This window comes from Pseudomonas sp. MM213, assembly GCF_020423045.1.
GTDB lineage: Bacteria > Pseudomonadota > Gammaproteobacteria > Pseudomonadales > Pseudomonadaceae > Aquipseudomonas > Aquipseudomonas migulae.
The window spans coordinates 4,319,714-4,341,962 of sequence record NZ_CP081943.1; the positions used below are offsets into that span (position 1 = coordinate 4,319,714).

General features: G+C 60.4%; 23 protein-coding genes and 1 pseudogene. 9 read left to right on the forward strand and 15 right to left on the reverse strand.

What is annotated here, in order from left to right; genetic code table 11:
- Positions 1 to 76 precede the first annotated feature (76 nt).
- Complete coding sequence (locus K5R88_RS19725) at positions 77 to 1,975, reverse strand: cytochrome c/FTR1 family iron permease (protein WP_226298229.1); 1,899 nt, start codon at positions 1,973 to 1,975, stop codon at positions 77 to 79.
- Between the two features lie 316 nt (positions 1,976 to 2,291).
- On the opposite strand from K5R88_RS19725, the gene K5R88_RS19730 reads away from it, so the two are divergent.
- From K5R88_RS19730 to K5R88_RS19745, 4 genes are read left to right on the forward strand one after another with little or no spacing between them, the layout of a single operon-like run.
- Entirely contained in the window at positions 2,292 to 3,677 is a 1,386-nt protein-coding gene (locus K5R88_RS19730; protein WP_226298230.1) for a COG3014 family protein, read from the forward strand.
- A 15-nt stretch (positions 3,678 to 3,692) separates the two neighbouring features.
- Positions 3,693 to 4,043, forward strand: coding sequence for a YcfL family protein (locus tag K5R88_RS19735; RefSeq protein ID WP_226298231.1), 351 nt, complete (start codon positions 3,693 to 3,695; stop codon positions 4,041 to 4,043).
- A gap of 33 nt (positions 4,044 to 4,076) precedes the next feature.
- A complete protein-coding gene (lpoB, locus tag K5R88_RS19740; RefSeq protein WP_226298232.1) occupies positions 4,077 to 4,667 on the forward strand; it encodes a penicillin-binding protein activator LpoB in 591 nt (196 codons plus the stop codon).
- Positions 4,668 to 4,670: 3 nt separating this feature from the next.
- On the forward strand, positions 4,671 to 5,414 hold the full coding sequence (locus K5R88_RS19745) for a penicillin-binding protein activator LpoB (RefSeq protein ID WP_226298233.1): 744 nt from the start codon (positions 4,671 to 4,673) through the stop codon (positions 5,412 to 5,414).
- Positions 5,415 to 5,468: 54 nt separating this feature from the next.
- Here the strand turns inward: K5R88_RS19745 and K5R88_RS19750 are convergent, their stop codons facing one another.
- From K5R88_RS19750 to K5R88_RS19760, 3 genes are all read right to left on the reverse strand, one after another.
- Complete coding sequence (locus K5R88_RS19750; protein ID WP_008024319.1) at positions 5,469 to 6,101, reverse strand: LysE family transporter; 633 nt, start codon at positions 6,099 to 6,101, stop codon at positions 5,469 to 5,471.
- 119 nt (positions 6,102 to 6,220) lie between these two features.
- Positions 6,221 to 6,802 (reverse strand): mechanosensitive ion channel family protein, encoded by a 582-nt coding sequence (locus K5R88_RS19755; protein WP_192227486.1) that lies wholly within the window; start codon positions 6,800 to 6,802, stop codon positions 6,221 to 6,223.
- Complete coding sequence (locus K5R88_RS19760; protein ID WP_192227485.1) at positions 6,802 to 8,712, reverse strand: ATP-binding cassette domain-containing protein; 1,911 nt, start codon at positions 8,710 to 8,712, stop codon at positions 6,802 to 6,804. Before K5R88_RS19760 ends, K5R88_RS19755 begins: the two co-directional genes overlap by 1 nt.
- A gap of 50 nt (positions 8,713 to 8,762) precedes the next feature.
- Between K5R88_RS19760 and K5R88_RS19765 the strand changes: the two genes are divergently transcribed.
- Positions 8,763 to 9,227 carry a TIGR02444 family protein gene (locus K5R88_RS19765; protein ID WP_226298234.1) on the forward strand — a complete coding sequence of 155 codons (465 nt, stop codon included), beginning with the start codon at positions 8,763 to 8,765 and terminating at the stop codon, positions 9,225 to 9,227.
- Here K5R88_RS19765 and K5R88_RS19770 read toward each other — a convergent pair.
- Positions 9,224 to 10,414 (reverse strand): AlgP family protein, encoded by a 1,191-nt coding sequence (locus K5R88_RS19770; RefSeq protein ID WP_226298235.1) that lies wholly within the window; start codon positions 10,412 to 10,414, stop codon positions 9,224 to 9,226. The genes K5R88_RS19765 and K5R88_RS19770 overlap by 4 nt on opposite strands.
- Positions 10,415 to 10,606: 192 nt before the next feature.
- Between K5R88_RS19770 and K5R88_RS19775 the strand changes: the two genes are divergently transcribed.
- Entirely contained in the window at positions 10,607 to 11,272 is a 666-nt protein-coding gene (locus K5R88_RS19775) for an FKBP-type peptidyl-prolyl cis-trans isomerase (RefSeq protein WP_008040643.1), read from the forward strand.
- Between the two features lie 60 nt (positions 11,273 to 11,332).
- On the opposite strand, the gene K5R88_RS19780 is transcribed toward K5R88_RS19775, so the two are convergent.
- The 8 genes and pseudogenes from K5R88_RS19780 to K5R88_RS31025 all read right to left on the reverse strand — a co-directional run.
- Positions 11,333 to 11,791 (reverse strand): Rsd/AlgQ family anti-sigma factor, encoded by a 459-nt coding sequence (locus K5R88_RS19780; protein WP_032828552.1) that lies wholly within the window; start codon positions 11,789 to 11,791, stop codon positions 11,333 to 11,335.
- 178 nt (positions 11,792 to 11,969) lie between these two features.
- Positions 11,970 to 12,521: a disulfide bond formation protein B gene (locus K5R88_RS19785; protein WP_223434011.1), complete on the reverse strand. Its 552-nt coding sequence runs from the start codon at positions 12,519 to 12,521 to the stop codon at positions 11,970 to 11,972.
- Positions 12,522 to 12,751: 230 nt separating this feature from the next.
- Positions 12,752 to 13,990 carry a heme biosynthesis protein HemY gene (locus tag K5R88_RS19790; protein ID WP_223450035.1) on the reverse strand — a complete coding sequence of 413 codons (1,239 nt, stop codon included), beginning with the start codon at positions 13,988 to 13,990 and terminating at the stop codon, positions 12,752 to 12,754.
- Positions 13,987 to 15,141 (reverse strand): uroporphyrinogen-III C-methyltransferase, encoded by a 1,155-nt coding sequence (locus tag K5R88_RS19795; RefSeq protein ID WP_192227479.1) that lies wholly within the window; start codon positions 15,139 to 15,141, stop codon positions 13,987 to 13,989. The genes K5R88_RS19790 and K5R88_RS19795 overlap by 4 nt, the downstream gene beginning before the upstream one ends.
- Positions 15,142 to 15,157: 16 nt before the next feature.
- Complete coding sequence (locus K5R88_RS19800) at positions 15,158 to 15,925, reverse strand: uroporphyrinogen-III synthase (protein ID WP_223450036.1); 768 nt, start codon at positions 15,923 to 15,925, stop codon at positions 15,158 to 15,160.
- Entirely contained in the window at positions 15,922 to 16,863 is a 942-nt protein-coding gene (gene hemC / locus K5R88_RS19805) for a hydroxymethylbilane synthase (protein ID WP_008040638.1), read from the reverse strand. Before hemC ends, K5R88_RS19800 begins: the two co-directional genes overlap by 4 nt.
- Positions 16,864 to 17,001: 138 nt before the next feature.
- Complete coding sequence (locus K5R88_RS19810) at positions 17,002 to 17,748, reverse strand: LytR/AlgR family response regulator transcription factor (RefSeq protein ID WP_008024350.1); 747 nt, start codon at positions 17,746 to 17,748, stop codon at positions 17,002 to 17,004.
- Positions 17,745 to 17,954, reverse strand: a pseudogene (locus K5R88_RS31025) (sensor histidine kinase); the annotation flags it as partial. The gene K5R88_RS19810 and the pseudogene K5R88_RS31025, both read right to left, overlap by 4 nt.
- 241 nt (positions 17,955 to 18,195) lie before the next feature.
- Here K5R88_RS31025 and argH point away from each other — a divergent pair.
- Positions 18,196 to 19,590, forward strand: a complete 1,395-nt coding sequence (gene argH, locus K5R88_RS19815) for an argininosuccinate lyase (protein WP_008040637.1) — start codon at positions 18,196 to 18,198, stop codon at positions 19,588 to 19,590.
- A 56-nt stretch (positions 19,591 to 19,646) separates the two neighbouring features.
- On the opposite strand, the gene K5R88_RS19820 is transcribed toward argH, so the two are convergent.
- Entirely contained in the window at positions 19,647 to 20,321 is a 675-nt protein-coding gene (locus K5R88_RS19820; RefSeq protein ID WP_226298236.1) for a glutathione S-transferase family protein, read from the reverse strand.
- A 197-nt stretch (positions 20,322 to 20,518) separates the two neighbouring features.
- Entirely contained in the window at positions 20,519 to 21,178 is a 660-nt protein-coding gene (locus K5R88_RS19825; RefSeq protein ID WP_223415417.1) for a glutathione S-transferase family protein, read from the reverse strand.
- Positions 21,179 to 21,302: 124 nt separating this feature from the next.
- Here K5R88_RS19825 and K5R88_RS19830 point away from each other — a divergent pair, with 124 nt between their 5' ends.
- Both K5R88_RS19830 and K5R88_RS19835 read left to right on the forward strand, forming a co-directional pair.
- Entirely contained in the window at positions 21,303 to 21,587 is a 285-nt protein-coding gene (locus tag K5R88_RS19830; RefSeq protein ID WP_008024357.1) for a hypothetical protein, read from the forward strand.
- 270 nt (positions 21,588 to 21,857) lie between these two features.
- Positions 21,858 to 22,103, forward strand: coding sequence for a TIGR02647 family protein (locus K5R88_RS19835; protein WP_008024358.1), 246 nt, complete (start codon positions 21,858 to 21,860; stop codon positions 22,101 to 22,103).
- Positions 22,104 to 22,249: the final 146 nt, after the last annotated feature.

Here is a 22,249-nt window from a genome sequence, read left to right on the forward strand (position 1 = left end):
ATTCGCACGTTTTTTGTGCGCGCGTATAACCTGTAGGAGCGAGGCTTGCCCGCGAATGTGAGCGCAGCGAATGCTGTCAGGAAACCTGCACCCGCCGCTTCTCCGCCATCCAGCTACGCCCATACAGCACAATGATCGCAATGATCGCCACCGCCTGCGCACTCAACGAATACGCATCCGCGTGAATACCCAGCCAGTCGAAGTCAAAGAACGGCACCGGCCGTGTGCCGAAGATCCCGGCTTCCTGCAACGCCTTCACGCCATGACCGGCAAACACCACCGACAACGCGCACAACAACCCGGCGTTGATACTGAAGAACAGCGACAGCGGCAGTTTCGCCGAACCCCGCAGGATCACCCACGCCAGGCCAACCAACAACACCAGCGCCGTCGCCCCGCCCGCCAACACCGCGTTATGCCCCGCCGGCCCCGCCTGCAACCACAGGGTTTCGTAGAACAGAATCACTTCGAACAGTTCGCGGTACACCGAAAAGAACGCCAGTGTCGCAAAACCGAAACGGCCACCGCCGCCCACCAGGCTGCTCTTGATGTAATCCTGCCAGGCCGCCGCGTGGCGACGGTCGTGCATCCACACGCCGAGCCAGAGCACCATGACCGCGGCGAACAACGCCGTCGCACCTTCCAGCAATTCACGCTGCGAGCCGCTGACATCAATCACGTACGCCGCCAGTGCCCAGGTCGCCAGACCGGCCAGCAACGCCAGGCCCCAACCAACGTTGACGCTGCGCACCGCCGATTGCTGGCCGGTGTTGCGCAGGAAGGCAAGGATCGCCGCCAGCACCAAAATCGCTTCCAGACCTTCGCGCAGCAGAATCAGCAGACCGGAGATGTAACTCAAGGACCAACTCAGGCCATCACTGCCCAACAGGCCGGCAGACTCTTTCAACTTGGCTTTGGCCGCCTCCAGACGCTCTTGGGCCTGGGCCACCGGCAAACCGTCCTGCAAAGACTGACGGTACGCCATCAGCGATTTTTCGGTGTCCTTGCGCACGTTGGCGTCGACGTTGTCCAGCGAGCTTTCGACCAGTTCGAAACCTTCCAGGTACGCCGCCACCGACAGGTCATAGGCTTGGTCGTGATCGCCGGCACGATAGGCCGCGATACTTTTGTCCAGCGTTGCAGCGGTGTAGTCGAGCAACTGCGCCGGGCCACGCTTGACCTGCGGCGGTTGCGCACGCTGCGCACGGAAAGTCGCTGCCGCTTGCGGGCCTTCGGCAGCCAGCACTTCGGCTGGGGTCTGACGGGCCAGGTCGGCGATGTTGTAGGTCTTTTCAGATGCGGCTGCGGCCGGATCGGCACTGAAACCGGCGATGTAGGTCGCCAGGTCCCAGCGCTGACGATCGTCCAGCTGGTCGGCGAAGGCCGGCATGTCAGTGCCTTCGACACCCATCCCCAAGGTGTTGTAGATCGCGTACAGGCTCAGGCGGTCCAACCGCGCGGCATCGCGCAGATTGGCTGGCGGCGGCGTCAGGCCGACACCGGCAGGGCCATCACCGGCCCCCGCATCGCCATGACAGACCGAGCAATGCTGGGTGTACATCGACGCACCACGGGCTGGATCCGGTGTAATGATTGGCGCCTGACTGACCTCATAGGCCACCGCCAGCTTCGCACCGAGCTGCCGTGCCTGACGGGAAACGTCCGAGCCGTCCTGCCGCGCAGCGATGGATTTGCGCAGTGTGCCGACACCCTGCTCCAGCACCGCTTTTTCCGGCTTGGCCGGCAGGGCAGCGATCAGGCCTTGCAGTACCTGGCTGAATTCCAGCTGCTCGCGGTATTCAGACTCATTGATGACTTTGCCGGCCTCGACCGACTCCGGGTAATCGGCGCCGATGTAATCAAGCAAATGCAGCGCTTGCGGCGCACCTTCTACGGTGTCGGCCAGCAGATTGGAACTGCACAAGGCAAACAGCGGCAATACCAGCCAGGCCAAGAAACGGGACGGGGCAGTCATGAATGAATCTCAATTGGAAATACGAAGTAACACATTGTTCACTTCGAATGAGTTTCGCTCAAGCTTTGTTGTCTGAAACGCCGTCGCAGACCTCGATTGGTGCTTTTTCCAGATGATGGCACTTCCTGTTTTTCAGCAACCAAAAAGCCATTACTGCGCCACCATCCCTGTCTATAATGCAGAGCCTTCAATTGATCGATATGGCACTCAAAGCTCCTCTGCTCATGAGGAATTGGCAGGACGCCCGTCTGCGCCGATAGGTCCAAAAAGCCCGACCAGCAAGCGCGGCTGACTACCATTCACGGAAGAAGTACCTATGGCCTCCCGCGCCCTTGCAGTGATTGCGGTCAGCGCTGTCACGCTCCTCTCCGGCTGTTCGGTATTTCGCAACTACGACTCGGAGCTCGCACAAACCAACCTGCAGCTGGCTACCGGCAATATCGATGCAGCGCTGACCCTGCTGGAAAAGAACAACTTCGGTGCAGACAAGGACCTCCTCTACTACTTCGAGAAGGGTGAACTGCTGCGCGCCAAGGGCGATCTGTCCGGCAGCCAGAACGCCTGGAGCAGCGCCGATGTCGTGGTCGGTCAATGGGAAGAGTCGGTCAAACTCGATGCCGGCAAGTACCTCGCTCAGTTCGGCAGCTTCCTGGTGAACGACAAGGTCCGCCGCTACGAAGGCTACGACTACGAAAAAGTCATGCTGACCACGCAAATGGCCCTGAATCTGCTGGCCGTCAACGACTTCGACGGCGCACGTATCGCGATCAAGAAAACCCACGAACGTGAAGCGGTGATCGCCGACCTGCGCGACAAGGAATACCTCAAGAGCGAAGAGGAAGCCGATAAGGAAGGCATCAAGACCGAGTTGAAAGACTTGCATGGCTATCCCGTCGCCAGCCTCGACGCACCTGAAGTGGTTGGGCTGAAAAACAGCTACCAGAGTGCCTTCAGCCATTACCTGGCCGGCTTCGTCTACGAAGCCCTGGGCGAAAAAGGCCTGGCCGCACCGGGTTACCGCACAGCAGCCGAACTGCGCCCGAACACTCCGCTGCTGGAGCAGGCATTGAAGGATCTGGACCAGAAAAGTGCCAAGGACGAAGACAGCGACATCCTGATCGTCGTGCAAAGCGGGCTGGCGCCGGCCCGGGGTTCGATCCGCTTGCCACTGACTCTGCCGATCAGCGCCGGCGTGGTGATCGCACCGCTGTCCTTCCCGGTCATCAAGCCAGATACCTCCACCTCCCCGCTCACCCAGATTGGCGTGGACGGTCAGCAACTCACCCTGACGCAACTCAACAGCATTACCACCATGTCCCGCCGCGCACTGCGTGACGACATGCCGGGCATCATTGTGCGCACCACTGTTCGTGCAGCTACCCGTGGCGTGGCGCAGGAAAAGATCAAACAAGTCAGCCAGCTGGCGGGCATAGCAGTCGGTTTCACTTCAACCGTGTTCGAAGGTGCCGATACCCGTACGTGGCGCACCCTGCCGGACAACACCCATGTCGTGCGCCTGCGCCTGAAGAAAGGCGAGCACCAGGTCGCGGTTGGAACGACAGTGCTCAAGATCACCGTTGACCAGCGCTATCAAGTCATCAGCCTGCGCGCCGTGGGCAACCAGGTCTTCGCCAGCGGCCTGGCCGTTCACGCGACCCCGAGCGCCAGCCCGACAGCCGTGGCCAGCTTCAAACAACTTTAATTACGGAGTCTTCCCATGCGCTTCAAACTCATCGCTGTCGTCATCCTGGCCTTGTTGGCCGGTTGCGCCACAACAGCCGCCAGCAAGGTCGTGGCCTTGGGCAAGCTAAGGGACATTGAGATCGACGCCATGCGTGTCGCCCGGGAAAACGGCTTCATTACGGTCAATACACAGCTGAGCAACACCAGCTCCGACAACAAGACCTTCTACTACCGCTTTGCCTGGCTCGACCCTGATGGCTTCCCGGTTGCCGAAGAAGAAACCTGGAAGAGCCAGATGATGTACGGCGAGCAGACCCGCTTCATTCAGGCCATAGCGCCCACCCCCAAGGCCGTGGATTTCCGCCTGGAAATCAATACGCCTTAACACCCTGTTCGTTCAGCTTCAGAGAGCATTCCCATGTTTGTACGCTTTTCGATTATTGCCGCTATCGCCCTCCTGGCCAGTGGTTGCGCCAGCAACCACCCACCGACCCTGGGCAGCAAGAACACCAGCTATGGCGACACCAAGGCTGTGGAAACCATCACCAACGAGTTCAGCTCCACCGACCTGCAGATCATCGCCGAGTCCATGACCCGCTCTCTCGCCCAGTCCGGCATTCTGCGTGGACGCCCGGTGGTCCAGGTCTACGACGTGAAGAACAAGACCAGCGAATACATCGACACCCGTGAAATCACCACCACCATCAAGACCCAACTGATGAAATCGGGCACGGCACGCTTCTCCAGCGACAACACCGATATGCAGAGCCAGGTTGATCAGATCCAGCTGCAAAACCAGAGCGGTCTGTACAAGAAAGCCACCGTGTCCAAGATCGGCAACATGATCGCCGCCAAATACCGCCTTGAAGGTTCGATCAGCTCGATCGTCAAGCGCAGCAGCGAGTACAAGGACGTCTTCTACAAATTCAGCCTGCAATTGATCAACGTTGAAAGCGGTCTGGCCGAGTGGATGGACGAAAAAGAGATCCGAAAAACTACGGAGCATTAATCAATGCGCGCATGGATTGGGATGATGGCCCTGGCTTGCACGTTCAGCGTGCAGGCGGCCCCGAAAGTCGCAGTAACCGACCTGGCATACGAGGAGCGCGTGGAGCAGTACATCCACACCGTTTCGTCCAAGAACAATTACCGCGAGGGTGAGTACAGCGCCAGCGGTTCTTCGAGCTACGACTCGTTCGAATCCAAAACCAGTTACATCGAGCAAACCGAGCTGCGTAAATTCACCGGCGACATCAAGGGCCAGATGCTGCGCTCCGGAATGTTCCAGCTGGTGCAAGGCAAGCCGCACACCGCCGAGTCCAAAGTCGATATCTATGACGTGATCGAGCGGATCAAGGCCGGCAACTTCGAGGGCGCCGACTATGTACTGTTCGGCACCTTGTCGGACGTAGACTTCAACAGTGATGTCAACGAGATACCCAACACCAACAGCTATTCCTCGGTGCTGGCACTGACCCTGGTGGCGGATTTCAGCCTGATCGACACCAAAACCTTCGAAATCACCTCGGCCTTCACGGCGATGGGCGAAGGCCAGGACACCAAGTTGACGAACCATCGGGACGCGAAGATCTCACAGAGTCGCCCACGGTTGGTACGTGAGGTGTCCAAGTCCCTGGGGGAAGATGTGGCTCGTCAATTGAGCGAACAACTGGGTGGCAGCGAGAATGAGCAGCAAGAGCAGGCGCCGTTGAGCAATAACCTGCCAGAGGATAGAGAGCCGGTCATTTTGCGCTGATCCCTTGAACGAAAAAGGCGACCTCAAGGGTCGCCTTTTTTGTGCCTGGCGGTTTTACACCGCCGCTTTGCGCAGCGTCGCCATAAACGCCGCAGCGCCAATGAACAGCCCGGCAAACGTGCGGTTCATGCGTCTTTGCTGCTTGGGCGTGCGCAACATGCGCAGCACTTTGGACGCCAGCCCGGTGTAACCGGCCATGACGATCAGGTCAACGCAGACCATGGTTACGCCGATGATCAGGTATTGAACCAGTAATGGCGCATGCGGATCGATAAACTGCGGCAACACCGCCAGCATGAACACCAGGGCCTTGGGGTTGCTGATGTTGACCAGGAAACCGCGGAACACCAGGGCCATCGGCTTGCCGATCTGACGCACCGCCGCGTCATCGCTCATGTCGCTGGGCAACGCGCGCCATTGCTTGATCGCGAGATAAACCAGGTACGCCACGCCGAACCATTTGATCGCATAAAAAGCGCTGGCCGACGCCGTGAGGATCGCGCCGACACCGGCGCCGACAATCGCGATCTGCACCGCCAGGCCCAATTGCAGGCCCAGGGCATTCCAGTAACCGCGCCAGAAACCGTATTGCAGACCGCTGGACATCGACGCAATGGCGCCGGCGCCGGGGGACAGGCTGATCACCCAGCAGGCGGCAAAAAACGCCAGCCATGTTTGAAGCTCCATCGCACACCTCGACTCGGACTCGTAAACAGATGTCTAAGCTAATGCGGCTTTGGGCCGATGACCATCGTTTTTTTTGCAGGATATTGCGGCGACCGACCAGCGTTTGCAGCTTTGAGGGCTTACTTTTCAAACCCGCTCGAAGGGAATACATCCGTACCGCGCCAGCGTCGAACCGAGCGCTGGAAGAACAGGCTGTTAGGCACCTGAACCATCGCACTGCCGGTCCCAAGCTCTTCAGCTTCGATCAACGTGGTGTAAAGCAGATTAATCGCCACCACCCGACCTTTGACGCCAGGCTTGTCAGTGGTGTCCACCAACTCGACCACATCGCCGAGGCGAAACGGGCCGACGGTGAAGATCAGGATCGCGCAGAGCAGATTGGAGAGCACGCTCCACATGGCGAAAAACGCCACCGCCGCTACCGCGACGAAGCCGGACAGCGCGGTCCAGAGCACCGTCGCCGACACCCCGAGGCGTTCCAGCACGAAAATCAGCGCGCTGCCCATGATCAGCCAGCGCAGGCCGCCCCGCAGCGGCATCAGCAACTGCGGCGGAAACGGGTAGCGCTCGCCCAGGCGTGTCAGGCACTTCGCGACAAAGCGCTGGGTGAAGTAACCGGCCAACAGAATCAGCAGGATTTGCACGACGAGCCAGATCGGCTCGACCCACACCGCCGGCAGCGGCAGCTTGAACGCCTCCATCAGGACAGCGCCTCCAGCTCCGCCTGCATGCTTTCCAGCAATTCCAGGGCTTCCATCCAGGCTTCTTCCAGTTCGGCTTCACGCACTTTCAGCTTGGCTTGCTCGGCCAGCAGATCACGCAGGTCGTTCTTGCGCGCCGGCTCGTAAATGTCGCTGTCGCCGAGGCTGGTATCGATCTTCGCCAGCTTCTCGTGGAGCTTGCCCAGCTCGGCTTCGAGCTTGTCAGCCTCGCGCTTGTGCGGTGCCAGTTGCTGACGCAACGCAGCGGCGGCCTGACGCTGGGCCTTCTTGTCAGTCTTGTCCGGATTGACCGGCGTGGTGCTGACCGGGGCATTGCGCTGACGGTAGTCGACCAGCCAACGGGCGTAGTCTTCCAGGTCGCCATCAAACTCCTCGACCTTGCCGTCCGCCACCAGATAGAAATTGTCGGTGGTGCTTTTGAGCAAATGACGATCGTGGGAGACCACCAGTACCGCACCGCTGAATTCCTGCAGGGCCATGGTCAGCGCCAGGCGCATTTCCAGGTCCAGGTGGTTGGTCGGTTCGTCGAGCAGCAACAGGTTCGGCCGCTCCCAGGCGATCAACGCCAGGGCCAGACGTGCCTTCTCGCCACCGGAGAAGTTCAGCACTGGCTCGTCGATGCGCGCGCCGCGGAAGTCGAAACCACCGAGGAAGTCGCGCAACGTCTGCTCACGCTCGGTTGGCGCCAGACGCTGCAAGTGCAGCAACGGGCTGGCCTTCGAGTCGAGGGAATCGAGCTGATGCTGGGCGAAGTAACCGACGACGGTGTTCTCGCCACGGGTCAGCCGACCGGCCAGCGGCGAAAGCTCACCGGCGAGGTTTTTGATCAGGGTCGATTTACCGGCGCCGTTGGGGCCGAGCAAACCGATGCGCGCGCCGGGGGTCAGTTGCAGCTTGACCTTCTCCAGCACGGCTTTGTCGCCGTAGCCCAGACGGGCATCGGACAGATCGATCAGCGGGCTGGAAATCTTCGTCGACTCGCGGAAGACGAAGTCGAATGGCGAATCGACGTGGGCGGCGGACAATTCTTCCATCCGCTCCAGCGCCTTGATCCGGCTCTGGGCCTGGCGGGCCTTGGTGGCCTGGGCCTTGAAGCGGGCGATGTAGCTTTCCATGTGCGCACGTTGCGCCTGCTGCTTCTCGTAGGCTTGCTGTTGCTGGGCCAGACGTTCGGCGCGGGCACGTTCGAAAGCGCTGTAACCACCGCGATACAGGGTGATCTTGCGTTGGTCGACGTGGGCCACGTGATCGACCACGGCGTCGAGAAAATCCCGGTCGTGGGAAATCAGCAGCAAGGTGCCGGGATAGCTTTTCAGCCATTCTTCGAGCCAGATGATGGCGTCGAGGTCCAAGTGGTTGGTCGGTTCGTCGAGCAGCAGCAAGTCCGAGGGGCACATCAATGCCTGCGCCAGGTTCAGGCGCATCCGCCAGCCACCGGAGAAATCGCCGACCTGGCGATCCATCTGCTCATTGGTGAACCCAAGCCCGGCCAGCAGCTTGCGGGCACGAGCGTCGGCGGTGTAACCGTCGGCGCTGTCGAGTTCCGAGTGCAGGCGGGCCAGCGCGGTGCCGTCATGGGCGGCTTCGGCCGCGGCGAGGTCACGTTGCACCTCGCGCAGGCGCAGGTCGCCATCGAGCACGTAGTCGACCGCCAGGCGTTCGAGCGTCTCGATCTCCTGGCGCATGTGGGCGATGCGCCAGTCGGCCGGCAGGAAGCAATCACCCGAGTCCGGGTGCAGTTCGCCCCGGATCAAGGCGAACAGGCTCGATTTGCCGGCGCCGTTGGCACCGATGAGGCCGGCTTTGTGGCCGGCGTGCAGGGTCAGCTCGGCGTCTTCTAGCAGACGTTGCGGGCCACGCTGTAAAGTCAGGTTCTGAAGTCGAATCATAATGGCGGCGGAGTCTACCAGCTTCGCTCGCAACTGGCGCGAGTAGCACTATGTCCTCTGACCTGTGGAGCTTTTCCCTTGGCACTTACGCCCGTCCCGGCGTTGAAGCCGCGTGCCTGACCCTGCAATCGACGGGGGTGAATGTGTGCCTGTTGCTATGCGGGTTGTGGCTTGGCCAGCGCGGGATCGCCTGCAACGAACATCGACTGCGGCAGCTTCGCAACCTGGCGCAGCCTTGGGACGCGGATGTTGTTCAACCGCTGCGCGCCTTGCGCATGCGATGGAAAGTCGTCGCGACTGAGGACGCCGAACTGAATGCGTTACGCGAACAAGTAAAAACGCTGGAGCTGGAAGCCGAGCGGCATTTGCTGATGCGGCTGGAGCGAGCGGCGTTGAATTGGCCGCAGTGTGAGGCGACCGATTTATCGGCCTGGCTGGAGGGTGTGGCGGCGGGTGCCGCCCACCTGGACCGCGACGCGCTGCATCAGCTGCGCGTCGCGGCAACCGGCACTTAGGAAGCGCTGGTTGGGGTGGAGCTGGTGCTCGACGGTGCGACAGGCGTTGGCGCCGTGGTGACTGTCGAGGTGGAGGCTGCTGGTGCAGGTGCGGCCGAAGCGGATGGCGCCGGAGTCGCTGGCTTGGCAGCAATTACCGGGGTCGGCTTGGCAACAGCGGCCGGTTTTTTCACGGCTGGTTTGGCTGCTGGCTTGGCAGCTGGTTTTGCAGCCGGCTTGGCAGCGGCAGGTTTGGCTGCTGGTTTCGCTGCGGCAGGTTTTGCCGCGGTGGCTGGCTTGGCAGCGGCGGCAGGTTTTGCAGTCGCAGGTTTTGCAGCAGCAGTCCTGGTAGCGGCCGGTTTGGCAGCAGGTTTCGCAGCAGCAGTTTTAGCCGCTGGTTTTGCCGCTGGCTTGGCAGCGGTTTTAGCGGCGACTGGCTTGGCAGCAGGCTTCGCAGCGGCAGGTTTGGCGGCTGGTTTTGCAGCCGTTTTAACTGCCGGTTTTGCGGCGGGTTTGGCCGCTGCAGTTTTCGCTACGGCCGGTTTGGCAGCAGCGGTTTTTGCAGCCGGTTTTGCGGCAGCTGTTTTGGCAGCGGCTGGCTTGGCAGCAGGTTTGGCAGCAGCAGTTTTAGCGGCTGGTTTTGCAGCCGGTTTAGCAGCGCTGGCAGCGACTGGTTTTTTCGCCGCAGGTTTAGCTGCAGGTTTAGCCGCCGCTTTCACAGGTGCCTTGGCGGCAGGTTTGGCCGGTGCTTTTGCAGCAGCCGGTTTGGCAGCGGCTTTCTTCGCAGGGGCCGCAGCAGGCTTGGCCGCACGCAAGGACAACGCCTTGGCGACAGCCTCTTGAACACGACCGACGCCCTGGGCCAGTTTCAGGCTTTCTTGGGCATCGCGCTTGAGTTGCAGAATGTAGGCGCGGGTGTCGGACTGACGATCCTTGAGGGCATCGAGCACGTCTTCGAGTTGCTGCACGCCGTCCTTCGCCTTGGCTTGTGCCTTGGCTTTGCCGGCCGCCGCAGCGTCCTGCAATTTGGTGCGGGATTTGTGCAATTTCTCTTGTGCTTTTCCGCGCTGTTTTTCCAGTTTGGCGAGCAGTTTTTCAGCATCAGCCAAGGCTTGGGAACAAGCGGTTTCCAAATGCTCGAGCAAGCTGCCCGACAGTTGTTGGAGTAAGTGCAACGGGGTATTTACAGGCTTCTTGGTGGCCGACATGGTTTACCTCCTGGCTGACGTGGGTGCGGCTCATACTAGACCTCTGCTGCTACCGCCGCTAGGGCATGTTGACAGTATCGAAAGCGTCGCGTTGCAACGGATCAAAAATCTTCTGCGCTTACGCAAAACAAGTTCACTGTCGAACGCATTCACACTGGCATAATCTGCCGCATCTCAGGTCGGAGAGTGCCCATGTCGCGCTACCTTTTTTTATCGCTGTGCGTGTTTTTTTCCATCGCCCAAGCCGCCGAAAAAACCAAGGAAAATGAAGCTCACGATCTCGCTTACAGCCTGGGCGCGAGCCTCGGCGAACGCTTGCGCCTGGAGGTTCCCGACCTGCAACTGCAGGCGCTGGTCGAAGGTTTGCAGCAAGCCTATCAAGGCAAACCCCTGGCCCTGAAAGATGAGCAGATCGAACAGATTCTGACCGAGCACGAAGCGCAGGCAGCCTTGCAGCCGACCCCGCCACAGAGCGAAGCCTCTCTCGAAAAAGAGCATCGATTTCTCGCCGAAGAAAAAACCAGACCCGGCGTTCGCGAACTGGCCGATGGAATATTGCTGACGGAGCTGACACCCGGCACCGGCGCGAAAGCCGGTCCGAATGGCAAGGTCCAGGTGCTGTACGTCGGTCGTCTTCCCGACGGCACCGTGTTCGATCAGAACACCCAACCGCAATGGTTCAGTCTCGACAGCGTGATCAGCGGATGGCGCAGCGCGCTGCAAAACATGCCGGTCGGTGCGAAGTGGCGATTGGTGATTCCATCGGCCCAAGCCTATGGCGCCGATGGTGCCGGCGACTTGATCGAGCCGTTCACGCCGCTGGTATTCGAAGTCGAATTACGCGGCGCCACCAGCTAAACAGCGGAAACGAAAAACGGCGCGCAAAGCGCACCGTTTTGAGGTGTGGCAGGAAGGGGTTCAGGCCTGAACCGAATCCACTTCCTTGTGAGCGGTGTGCAGCACTTCGATCAGGCAGTCTTCCAGTTCGAAGCGTTCGTGCAACAAGCCACCCAGCTCTTTGAATTTCTCTGCGACGCATTTGCCTGCGTCACACAGGTCGTTGAACGCGAGCAGCTTCTCGGTGATGACGTCGATGCGCGGGTAGATGGTCTCGGCGAGTTCAAGGCCACGCTTGTCGTTGAAAGCCTTGGCCTCCCCCGTCAGCTGTTCGTAGATCTCGAAGTGCCCGGCAGACACGTAATCGACCAGCACGCCGCAGAATTCCTGCAATGGCTTGCGGTTCTCACCCAGCGCCTCAGGCTTGGCGCCGAGATCATCATAGGCCCGAACCAGTTCGTGACGTTCCTGCAACCAGCGATCGATCAGCAGATGCACTCCACCCCAGCGTTCCTGAGCATTCTGACAACTTTCGAGCATGGCGGTCTCTCTTCCCTTGTGGGTCATGCTGCTCTACACCTGTCGCACACTTGAAGATCAAGAGTCGGCCAGGCAGAGCGTCATTCGAGCAACATAATTCCAATGACACGTGCGGGCCAGATTATGCCCGCGCGACTGTGGCTTCAAGGTACGCAGCAGATAAAGTTCATACAAGTGTTTAATCGCCGACCAGCGCCCGGTGCGACGACGTGCCGCTGAGCGGTCGCTGACAAGCGATCCAGACCACGCGCAGTAACTGGTAAACACTCAGGATCGTCATGGCGATGAAGAAGAGCAGACTCCACTCGGGCAGGCTCAAGTCGAACAGCGTCCAGGAAATCTGTGCGCATTCGGCCGCGCCCTTGAACATCTGCTGCACCACATAAACCAAGGGGGTGCTTGCGAACGGGTCCGCCAGGCTGAGCGAGCACGCTGATAGCTGTTGCACCGGATCGCCTTGCAACAACACCTGACGCCACGCCGTCACCGTACCCGCCAGACTGCACAGCAAACCGAGCAGCCAGTAAAGGAACGAACCGAAGCGACCGGGGCCATGAACCGAAGCCATCAGGCAGACACCCGTGAGCACCGCCAGGCAAATCCGCTGTAAAAGGCACAGCCCGCAGGGCTTGAGGCCGACTGCATATTCCAGGTAGTAGGAAACGCCCAACGCCAGCGCGCCGGCAATGAAAACCATGAAAAACAAGGAGCGTGAGCAGGCCAACGTCATGGCTTTTCCGTACCAGTAGAGACAAGTGGTTACGGTAGAGGAAAGCGCAGCAGCCTTTCAAGGCAAGCCAGCAAGGACACTTCAGCAGAAGTGTAGGGAATTCCCGACAGAGGCGAGAGGATCAGGTGTAGTCCTCTGTAGGACTATGCCGTCGAGGCTCTACGAATGTAAGAAAACGTCGCTGCAACACCTACTGCGTGGCGAGGGAGCTTGCCCCCCTCGCCACACAATCAGGCATGAACCGGCGCCGGTAGCGGCGCGGCCAGCAAGCGTTCGTCCAGCAAACCAAGGCCTTCCTGAAACAGCTGGTTGCTGCGCTCGGTGTCGCCCAGTTGCGCCAGCAGCCGAGCCAGCTCGGCACAGGCTTCCGGGTTGCGCTGCACGCGCAGGCTGCTTTCCAGATAGTCCCGGGCCTTGCCCCACAAACTGTTTTGCAGACACAGACGACCAAGGGTCAGCAACAGGCTCGGGTCAGCAGGATGATCCTTGAGCCAGCCCTCGGCGGTCTGCAATTGACGCGCAGAGTCACTGCCGCGAACCAGCCCGTAAAGGCGTGCCAGATGGCTGTCGTAGTTGCGCTTGAGCGCCGTTCGCAGGACCTCTTCGGCCTCAACCTGCGCGCCCAGTTGCCGAAGTTGCTCGGCATACGCCAATACCAGTTGCGGTTCCTGGCGCTGAGCCGAGGTGAGTTGTTGCCAGGCGCGGTTGAGCGACTGCAAACCCACCGTCCCGTCTTCTTCCTGACGCGCAGCCAGGGACAGGTTTTCACCCCAGGCCCGGCGCTCAAGTTCGGCCAGCTCGGCCGCCGGCAGGACCTTGTCCTTGCGCAGCTCCGGCAGCAGGCGAATCACCGCTGACCAGTCGCCGCGCTGCTGATGCAAGCGTTGCAACTGGCGCAAGGTCTGTACGTTGTGAGGGTGACGCTCATGCATCGCCTGCAACGTCGAGAGGGCGCCGTCGGTGTCGCCACGGTCGGTCTGCAATTGGGCATGACTCAGGGCAATCGCCAACTCGGCCTGAGGCTGTCGCTCCAGCGCGCGCTCCAGCAGGTTGTCGCTTTCTTCGTAATGACCTTGTTCGTTCGCCGCGCGGGCAGCGCCGAGGTAGTAAAGCAGCGGCTGGCGCTCGGCTTCGGCGGCGCGATGCAGATGACGCTGCGCGCTGGCCCAGCGACCCTCAGCCAAATCCAGCTGACCGTGCTCGATCGCCACTTGCACCCGACGACTGCGATTGCGCCGCGACCATGGGTTGACCACGCCGCTGGAGGTCGTCACCAATTCGATCAACGCCTTGATGCCCCAGAACACCAGCCACAGCACCGCCACCAGCGCCAGGGTGGCCCACAGGCTCGATTCGTAACGGAAGCTCTTGTAGGCGATCAGCACGTAGCCGGCATGCTCGGCGATCGCCAGCCCCAACGCGGCGGCAACGGCGATGGCCAGAAACACGATCACATAGAGGCGTTTCATGGCGTGGCCTCCTGCGCGGTGCTTGCGGCAGGTTTGGCCATGGGTTTGATCGAGTCCTCGGCGTTGACATTACGTCGCTCGAGATAGCCCTGAACCGCGCTCAGCGTACCGGTCAGGTCAGGCGTGACCACGGTGACCGGCTGCTTGCTCAGTTCGCCCACCTGCTCGAGCATCACTTTGCTCTGCGGGTTGTCCGGGTTGAAATTACCCTTGAGCACGTCCCGCGCCTCGGCCAGCGCCTGGGTGTAGACCGCAGCCTGACCATTGAGCGCCGCCCACTGCGCCTGCTCCAGCGCCAGGCTCAAGGCCAGGCGCACCTGGCTCAGGCTTTGCCCTGCCAGCAGCGGACGGACATTTTTATCGGCATTGAAATCGATACGGATGTAACGCGAGATCTGATCCCACCACTGCGCCCAACGACTGGCGCCGTCGCCATCGGCGGTCAGACCCAGCAGCGAATCGCCCCGGTCCTTGTACTCAGGAGCCAGCTCGGTGAGGCTGACCACCTGATCGCGCAGCGCACCCAGTCGCAGGAACAGGCCGGTGCGATCCGGCTGTTCGGTACTGCGCAAGGCGACCAGGGTTTTCGCCACTTGCTCGCGAGCGGCAAAGGAACCCGGATCGTTCTGTTCGCGAAGAATTTCGTCGGCGCCCTGCACCAGGGCCTGAGCGCTGTTGATGTCCTGCAACGCCGAAAGCCGCAGGCTGGCCAGGCGCAGCAAGTGTTCGGCCTCAGCCAGACGCCAGTCTTTGCGGCTGGCGCCGAGGACGGTTTCCAGGCGTTGATTCAAGCGCTGCTGATCGCCTTGCAGCTGGATCACCAAGCGGCTGCGAGCGTCCAGTTCTTCGGCGGCAGGCATTTGTTCAAGGCGTGCGCTAAGGCGCTGTTCGTTGAGCTTCAGGCTTTGCGCCTGATCGTTCAACGCCTGCACCTGACTCAACTGCTCCTGCGTATTGGCTTGCAGGTGACGCACCTGCCAGACACCCCAACCGCCCACCGCCACACCGGCGGCGCCCAGCAACAGCGCGACGATTGCCAGCCCATTGCCTCGGCGCTGCTCTGCAGCAGGTGGCGCACTTTCTACCGGTGCATCTACCGGCGCATCGATCAATGGCCGGGAGTCATCTTTAGGCAAGGCTGTTTCGCTCACGTATCCATCCTTTGCATTAGAGAACGGGTTCGGGATGCTCCCGTAACACCGTCAGCAAAGCCGTGGCACTCGCGCCACGACAATCCACAACTGTTTGGGCCCCGGCGGCACGTGCCAGCTCGGCGACCCTGGGGCTTGGTACAAACAACGGCAACTGCGCCAACTGTGGCCAGGCATCGCCGGCCAATTGATACAGATGCTCAAAACCCTGTCCACTGCTGACCACCAGCCCGTTCAAGCGTTCCGCCTTGATCCGCTCAGGCAGTGTTGCCGGCGGATACTGTGGAAGCTTGCGGCGATACAACTCCAGATACTCGACACTAGCACCAAGCTCGCGCAAACGCTCAGCGAGCAACTCGCGGCCACCCTCCCCACGCAGGATCAGCACCCGTGGATCAGGCTGCTCGACAGCCTCGCGCAACGACGCAAGCTCCAGCAAGGCTTCGCTGTCATCACCCTCGGCCGGGAAACTCACGTCCAACCCGTGTTCATCAAGGATCTGCGCCGTCGCCGCGCCTACGCTGAACCACTTCAGGCGAGGTGCTTGCGGCCAGTACTGGTCGACCAGGTCCACCGCGATTCTGGCGGCGGGTTTGCTGACCACGATCACGGCGCAATAACGATCCAGATCCTGAATCACCTGACGCATTGTGGCAGAGGCCGGAATCGGTTCAATTTCCAAAAGCGGCAAACTGCTGCTGAAAATCCCCGCTTCGGCCAACACAGCGCTCAGCGCCGCCGACTCATCCGCCGGACGCGTCAGCAGCAGGCGCCAGCCCGTCACTCGTGACCTGCCTCACCGTAGACCGCTTTCAGAATGTCGTTGGCACCCTGGCTCAGGAGGTCTTCGGCCACTCGCACACCCAGTGCTTCGGCATCGGCGCGCGGTGCACGGGCTTCGGCGCTGAGCAGCAGACCGCCGCTCGGATCGCCCACCAGGCCACGCAACCAGATCTGCTCGCCTTCCAGCACGGCGTAGCAGGCGATCGGCACCTGGCAACCGCCATTCAGATGTTTGTTGAGGGCACGTTCGGCGGTGACACGGGTGGCGGTGTCCTGATGGTGCAGCGGCGCGAGCAAGGCGTGAATTTCGCGGTCGGCGGAGCGACATTCGATGCCTACAGCACCTTGGCCACCGGCGGGCAGGCTGTCATCGACGCTGATCGCCGAGGTGATGCGATCCTCGAAGCCCAGTCGAATCAGACCGGCCGCCGCGAGGATGATGGCGTCGTATTCGCCGGCATCGAGCTTGGCCAGGCGCGTGTTGACGTTACCGCGCAGGAAGCGGATTTCCAGGTCCGGGCGACGGGTCAGCAACTGAGCCTGACGGCGCAGGCTGGAGGTGCCGACGATGCTGCCTGACGGCAATTCGTCCAGGCTGGCATAGGTATTGGAGACGAAGGCATCGCGCGGGTCTTCTCGCTCGCAGATGCAGAACAGACCGAGGCCTTCCGGGAAGTCCATCGGGACGTCTTTCATGGAATGCACGGCGATGTCGGCTTCATTTTCCAGCAGCGCGGTTTCCAGCTCCTTGACGAACAGGCCCTTGCCGCCGATTTTCGACAGCGGCGAGTCGAGCAGCTTGTCGCCACGACTGACCATGGGCACCAACGTCACGAGCAGACCTGGATGGGCCTCTTCCAGACGGGCTTTGACGTATTCGGCCTGCCACAGGGCGAGAGCACTTTTGCGGGTGGCGATGCGGATTTCGCGAGAGGACATGGATCAATCCGTACTGAATAGATACGGCAGATAATAACAGCTCAACCAAATCCGCTTTGACTTGAATCAGGAATTGCCTGGCCTCCCTGGCCCCGGACGTCCGGCAATCGGGTGAGAAATTCGCCTGCGGGTGGCGAATTAAAGCTGTTGCATCATTTTGCGCACACCGGCCACATGGCGTCGGCTGACGATCAGGGCGTCACCGTTCAGGCCTTTGAGGAACAGCTGAAAATGCCCCAGTGGCGTGCGTTGCAGGCGTTCGATGCGTTCGCGGGCGACCAGGGCGTTGCGGTGGATCCGCACGAAACGGTCACCGAATTCATCCTCAAGGGCCTTGAGCGGCTCATCCAGCAGCACTTCGCCGCCTTCATGGCGCAAGGTCACGTATTTGTGATCCGCAATGAAGTAGACCACCTGCCCCAACGGGATCAGTTCAATACCTTTACGGGTACGGGCGCTGATATGGCTGCGCGGGCCGCTGCCGGTTTCGGCGGCGGGACGGGTCAAAGCCGCGAGCTGGACGCGATTGGGGCGTTCGGCTTTTTTCAACGCGTCATGCAATTGTTCTGTACGCACAGGTTTCACCAGATAGCCTACGGCGCTGGCCTGTAAGGCTTCCACGGCAAATTCATCGGGACCTGTGCAAAACACCACGGCGGGCGGGGTTTCGCGTTCGCACAATCGTGCAGCCACTTGCAGGCCATCGAGGCCCGGCATGCGGATATCGAGCAGCACGATATCCGGTTTGTGGCTGTCGATCAGTGCCAACGCTTCTTCGCCGTTCGTGGCGCTCGGCTCCAGGACACTGTATCCCTCGAGTTCGCCGACCATTCGGCTCAGGCGCTCGCGGGCAAGGGGTTCGTCATCAACGATCAGGACATTCATATTGCGCTGGATTCCTGCGTGAGTCTCGCACAAGGATAGCGTAGACAGGTGAAGTGACGTCTGTCACCGCGATCCACGCTAAGACTAGCGCGAGGGCCAAAAAGTGCCGCCCGTCCGACTGCTAAATTTTTATTTGCCGGGCAATTGGCGGTTGGCGAGGCATCGCCGTAGGGTTTGCTGATACACAATATGAACACCCCCTCTTCTTATCGTCCGCTGCAGCGCCAGGAAGTGCGCTGATCCTACTGTCCAACTGTAGACGGTTGCCGGCACGTTATTGCTCAATTGAAAAATATCGTTGCGCAATTTCCACAATGCCTGCCTTGAGTATGGGTCGACGCATGAGAAAAAAACGTATCGACCAGTGTCAGCGACAGGATTGGCAACCCTGTTATTATCCGCCGCAGCTTTCAACGCCATCTTTCTTCAGCCGATACGAGCGAATTCATGAGCACTGACAAGACCAATCAGTCCTGGGGCGGCCGCTTCAGTGAACCCGTCGACGCCTTCGTCGCCCGCTTCACCGCCTCCGTCACTTTCGACCAGCGCCTGTATCGCCACGACATCATGGGCTCGATCGCCCACGCCACCATGCTGGCCAAGGTCGGCGTGCTGACTGATGCCGAGCGCGACAGCATCACCGATGGCCTGAAGACCATCCAGGGTGAAATCGAGGCCGGCCAGTTCGACTGGCGCATCGACCTCGAAGACGTGCACATGAACATCGAGGCGCGTCTGACCGACCGCATCGGCGTGACCGGTAAAAAGCTGCACACCGGCCGCAGCCGTAACGACCAGGTCGCCACCGACATTCGCCTGTGGCTGCGTGACGAGATCGACCTGATCCTGGGCGAAATCACCCGCCTGCAAAAAGGCCTGCTGGAACAGGCCGAGCGCGAAGCCGGCAGCATCATGCCGGGCTTCACTCACCTGCAAACCGCGCAGCCGGTGACCTTCGGGCACCACATGCTGGCCTGGTTCGAAATGCTCAGCCGCGACTACGAGCGTCTGGTCGACTGCCGCAAGCGCACCAACCGCATGCCGTTGGGCAGTGCCGCGCTGGCGGGCACCACGTACCCGATCGACCGCGAATACACCGCGCAACTGCTGGGCTTCGACGCGGTGGGCGGCAACTCGCTGGACAACGTGTCCGATCGTGACTTCGCCATCGAGTTCTGCTCGGCCGCGAGCATCGCGATGATGCACTTGTCGCGTTTCTCCGAAGAGCTGGTGCTGTGGACCAGCGCCCAGTTCCAGTTCATCGATCTGCCGGACCGCTTCTGCACCGGCAGCTCGATCATGCCGCAAAAGAAAAACCCGGACGTGCCGGAGCTGGTTCGCGGCAAGACCGGTCGCGTCTTCGGCGCACTGATGGGCCTGTTGACCCTGATGAAAGGCCAGCCTTTGGCCTACAACAAGGACAACCAGGAAGACAAGGAACCGCTGTTCGACGCCGCCGACACCCTGCGCGACTCGCTGCGGGCCTTTGCCGACATGATCCCGGCGATCAAACCCAAGCACGCGATGATGCGCGAAGCGGCGCTGCGCGGTTTCTCCACCGCCACCGACCTGGCCGACTATCTGGTGCGTCGTGGCCTGCCATTCCGTGACTGCCACGAAATCGTTGGCCATGCCGTGAAGTACGGCGTGGAAAGCGGTAAAGACCTGGCGGAAATGAGCCTGGAAGAGCTGCGCAAGTTCAGCGACCAGATCGATCAGGACGTGTTCGCCGTGCTGACCCTCGAAGGTTCGGTGAACGCCCGTGACCACATCGGCGGGACCGCTCCGGCGCAGGTCAAGCAGGCGGTGGCTCGCGGCCAGGCGTTGCTCGCCAGCCGCTAAACGGCCTCTGTAATACCTGAGCTCGATGGCTGAAAGGCCATCGAGCTTTTTTATGCTCAGGCTTTCGCGCGCCCAACAGCTCCCACCCGCTGCAAAAAGGCAGGCGCTTCGGCCAGCCGGTCAGCGGCGACTTTTTGTACATTCGGGTTATCCGCCAAGCGCTCCAGCAAGGCTTTGGCGCCGGGCATGTCACCGAGGAAATCGACGTTGAACAAACGCTTTCCGACGCCCACAGCCAGATCGACGCTGTAGAGAAAGTACAAATCGGCCAGGGTGAACTGTTCACCCGCCACGTACGGTGCAAACCGCGCCCGGTGTTTCAGGGCGGCAAATCCCTTGATCAGGTCTCGCTCGGATTTGGCTTTCAGCGCCTCGGGGGTCGGCCTGCCACCAAAGAACACCTCGACATAACAGACCCGCGCCGGCAGTTCGATATACAACTCGATCTCCTTGGCCATGGCTCGAACGCCTGCCCTTTCAAACGGCGTTTGCGGCAACAGTGAAATGCCCGGTTGAGTCTCTTCGATGAAATCGAGGATCGCGTCCGTTTCGCTCAAGAACCCTTGTTCGGTTTCCAGTACCGGCACTTTCCCGCGTGGGCTGACCGCCAGGATGTCCGGATTCTGGCATCCATGAAACGGAACCGTTTCAAACGGCACGCCTTTCTCCAGGAGTGCCAGTTTGACCATGTTGAAATAATTGCTGGCCGCAAAGCCATACAGTTTGAGCATCGTCGGGTCTCCTTGACCGTGGAAGTTTCCTGATCGGAAGCGATCGATGCTCAAAGTAACCAATACCCGGGGTCGTGGAAGAACCCGGTTATTACCGCGTAAAACGCAAATGCCTGAACGGCCCGTCGGACAAGGGCGACGGCCATATGGGACAAAAGATTGCGAATCTTCTGACACACACAATGACCGCCACTTCTTTATTTCTTGGACGCCACCATCGCCAGGAACGCGGGCATCGCCGCATCCTTGTCCGCCGCAACCCGCTGCACGTTCGGGTTCTGCTCCAGGCGCTCGAGCAATGCCTTGGCCGCTGGCATGTCTGCCAACAGGTCAACACCAAACAGCTTGTGGCCCACCGCACAGGCCAGCGGCACGCTGTACAGGAAGTACAAATCCGCAATGCTCAGGCTGTCGCCTGCAACATAAGGGGCAAACTTGCCGTGCCGTTCAAGCGAGGCAAAACCCAGCAGCAATTCGGTTTTGGTCTTGTCCTTGATGGCGTCGGGTAAAGGCGAGCCGAAAAATGCTTCGCCATAACAGGCACGAGCCGGCAGCTCGATGTACAGCTCGATTTCCTTGGCCAGCGCCAGGACCTGAGCGCGCTCGAAGGGATCGCTCGGCAGCAGCGGCGTGCCTTTCTGGCTCTGCTCGATGTACTCGAGAATCACCGAGGTTTCGTTGACAAACCCTTGCTCGACGCGCAGCACCGGCACCTTGCCACGCGGGCTGATGGCCAGCGCCTCAGGGCTCTGCCCCGCATAAAACGGCACTTCCTCGAACGGCAGTCCTTTCTCCAGCAGCGCCAGTTTCACCATGTTGTAGTAGTTACTGACGGAAAATCCATAAAGCTTGAGCATCACGAAGCCTCCAGGCCGTGCGGGGTTGGCAGTGCCTGTTTATAGAACGCCCGGGGGTTTCTCGCCAGCAGCATCACAGCGCTGAATGCAGGTAAACTGCCCGCCTTACCTTGAGGAGCCTGCCATGAGCGAGCCAACCGACATCGATAGCGACGAAGAAGAATTCACCGAAAACACCCTGATCGAAGCGATCGAAAACCAGATCGAGAGCGACAACCCGCCAGCCGCCAAGGCGACCTTCAACAAGTTGACCCTAGTGGGTTACGAGCGTGAGGAAATCCTCAACCTGATGGCTCACGTTTTAGCGGTAGAAATCGACGCGATCCTCGAAGAAGACCGCGCGTTCAACACCGAATGGTACGAAGCGGCACTGCGTGCCTTGCCGGAATTGCCGCCGGAAAAGAAGTAATCCCCCGCTTAGTGTAGGAGCGAGGCTTGCCCGCGAAAGCTCCACCGCGGTCCCTCTGAAACACCGCGTTACCGTTCTTCGCGGGCGAGCCTCGCTCCTACAAACAATCCCCAGGCCTTTCCCCCAGACCCTGACTACACTGGTACGCACCCCGCTGCCGGGGAATGCTTCCCGAAGAGAAAAAACCCTGTCGCGAGCACTGGACATGCCGCGCGAGTGGGATCACCTTAGGGGCGCTGTCGTCCAATTCCTAGAAAGTCTGGAGTCCTTATGTCGCTTACCCCTGAGTTGGTTGCCGAACTGGAAATCCTCGCACTCTTCAACCTGGACAGTTCCCAGGAAGGTTTGAAAATTCATCAGACCGCTGCCCCGAAAGCCATAGCTGCCGCTCAACGCCTGTTCGAAAAAGAACTGATCGACCAACCCGATGGCGGTTATCTGACCAGCCTGGGTCGTGATGCCGCGCAAAGTGTGCAAACCGTTCTCACCATTCTGAGCGTCCAGGAAACAGCCTGACCCACCGTATCGCCCACGGAAACCCCCGCTACGGGATTTCCGCGGGCACTCTTCGATACGAACTGTCGCCCAACGATAGAAATCTGACGCCAAAAAAACAAAATCAGCCTGAATATCCCGGGGCCGAGGCGCTAAACTGCCCCTCA

Coding starts and splice junctions, on each gene's coding strand:
- K5R88_RS19835 (WP_008024358.1), top strand. CDS start 21,858: ATGTCGCTTACCCCTGAGTTGGTTGCCGAACTGGAAATCCTCGCACTC.
- K5R88_RS19775 (WP_008040643.1), top strand. CDS start 10,607: ATGTCGCGCTACCTTTTTTTATCGCTGTGCGTGTTTTTTTCCATCGCC.
- K5R88_RS19785 (WP_223434011.1), bottom strand. CDS start 12,521: ATGACGTTGGCCTGCTCACGCTCCTTGTTTTTCATGGTTTTCATTGCC.
- K5R88_RS19830 (WP_008024357.1), top strand. CDS start 21,303: ATGAGCGAGCCAACCGACATCGATAGCGACGAAGAAGAATTCACCGAA.
- argH (WP_008040637.1), top strand. CDS start 18,196: ATGAGCACTGACAAGACCAATCAGTCCTGGGGCGGCCGCTTCAGTGAA.
- hemC (WP_008040638.1), bottom strand. CDS start 16,863: ATGTCCTCTCGCGAAATCCGCATCGCCACCCGCAAAAGTGCTCTCGCC.
- K5R88_RS19725 (WP_226298229.1), bottom strand. CDS start 1,975: ATGACTGCCCCGTCCCGTTTCTTGGCCTGGCTGGTATTGCCGCTGTTT.
- K5R88_RS19780 (WP_032828552.1), bottom strand. CDS start 11,791: ATGCTCGAAAGTTGTCAGAATGCTCAGGAACGCTGGGGTGGAGTGCAT.
- K5R88_RS19735 (WP_226298231.1), top strand. CDS start 3,693: ATGCGCTTCAAACTCATCGCTGTCGTCATCCTGGCCTTGTTGGCCGGT.
- K5R88_RS19755 (WP_192227486.1), bottom strand. CDS start 6,802: ATGGAGGCGTTCAAGCTGCCGCTGCCGGCGGTGTGGGTCGAGCCGATC.
- K5R88_RS19750 (WP_008024319.1), bottom strand. CDS start 6,101: ATGGAGCTTCAAACATGGCTGGCGTTTTTTGCCGCCTGCTGGGTGATC.
- K5R88_RS19790 (WP_223450035.1), bottom strand. CDS start 13,990: ATGAAACGCCTCTATGTGATCGTGTTTCTGGCCATCGCCGTTGCCGCC.
- K5R88_RS19730 (WP_226298230.1), top strand. CDS start 2,292: ATGGCCTCCCGCGCCCTTGCAGTGATTGCGGTCAGCGCTGTCACGCTC.
- lpoB (WP_226298232.1), top strand. CDS start 4,077: ATGTTTGTACGCTTTTCGATTATTGCCGCTATCGCCCTCCTGGCCAGT.
- K5R88_RS19810 (WP_008024350.1), bottom strand. CDS start 17,748: ATGAATGTCCTGATCGTTGATGACGAACCCCTTGCCCGCGAGCGCCTG.
- K5R88_RS19825 (WP_223415417.1), bottom strand. CDS start 21,178: ATGCTCAAGCTTTATGGATTTTCCGTCAGTAACTACTACAACATGGTG.
- K5R88_RS19760 (WP_192227485.1), bottom strand. CDS start 8,712: ATGATTCGACTTCAGAACCTGACTTTACAGCGTGGCCCGCAACGTCTG.
- K5R88_RS19820 (WP_226298236.1), bottom strand. CDS start 20,321: ATGCTCAAACTGTATGGCTTTGCGGCCAGCAATTATTTCAACATGGTC.
- K5R88_RS19745 (WP_226298233.1), top strand. CDS start 4,671: ATGCGCGCATGGATTGGGATGATGGCCCTGGCTTGCACGTTCAGCGTG.
- K5R88_RS19770 (WP_226298235.1), bottom strand. CDS start 10,414: ATGTCGGCCACCAAGAAGCCTGTAAATACCCCGTTGCACTTACTCCAA.
- K5R88_RS19765 (WP_226298234.1), top strand. CDS start 8,763: ATGTCCTCTGACCTGTGGAGCTTTTCCCTTGGCACTTACGCCCGTCCC.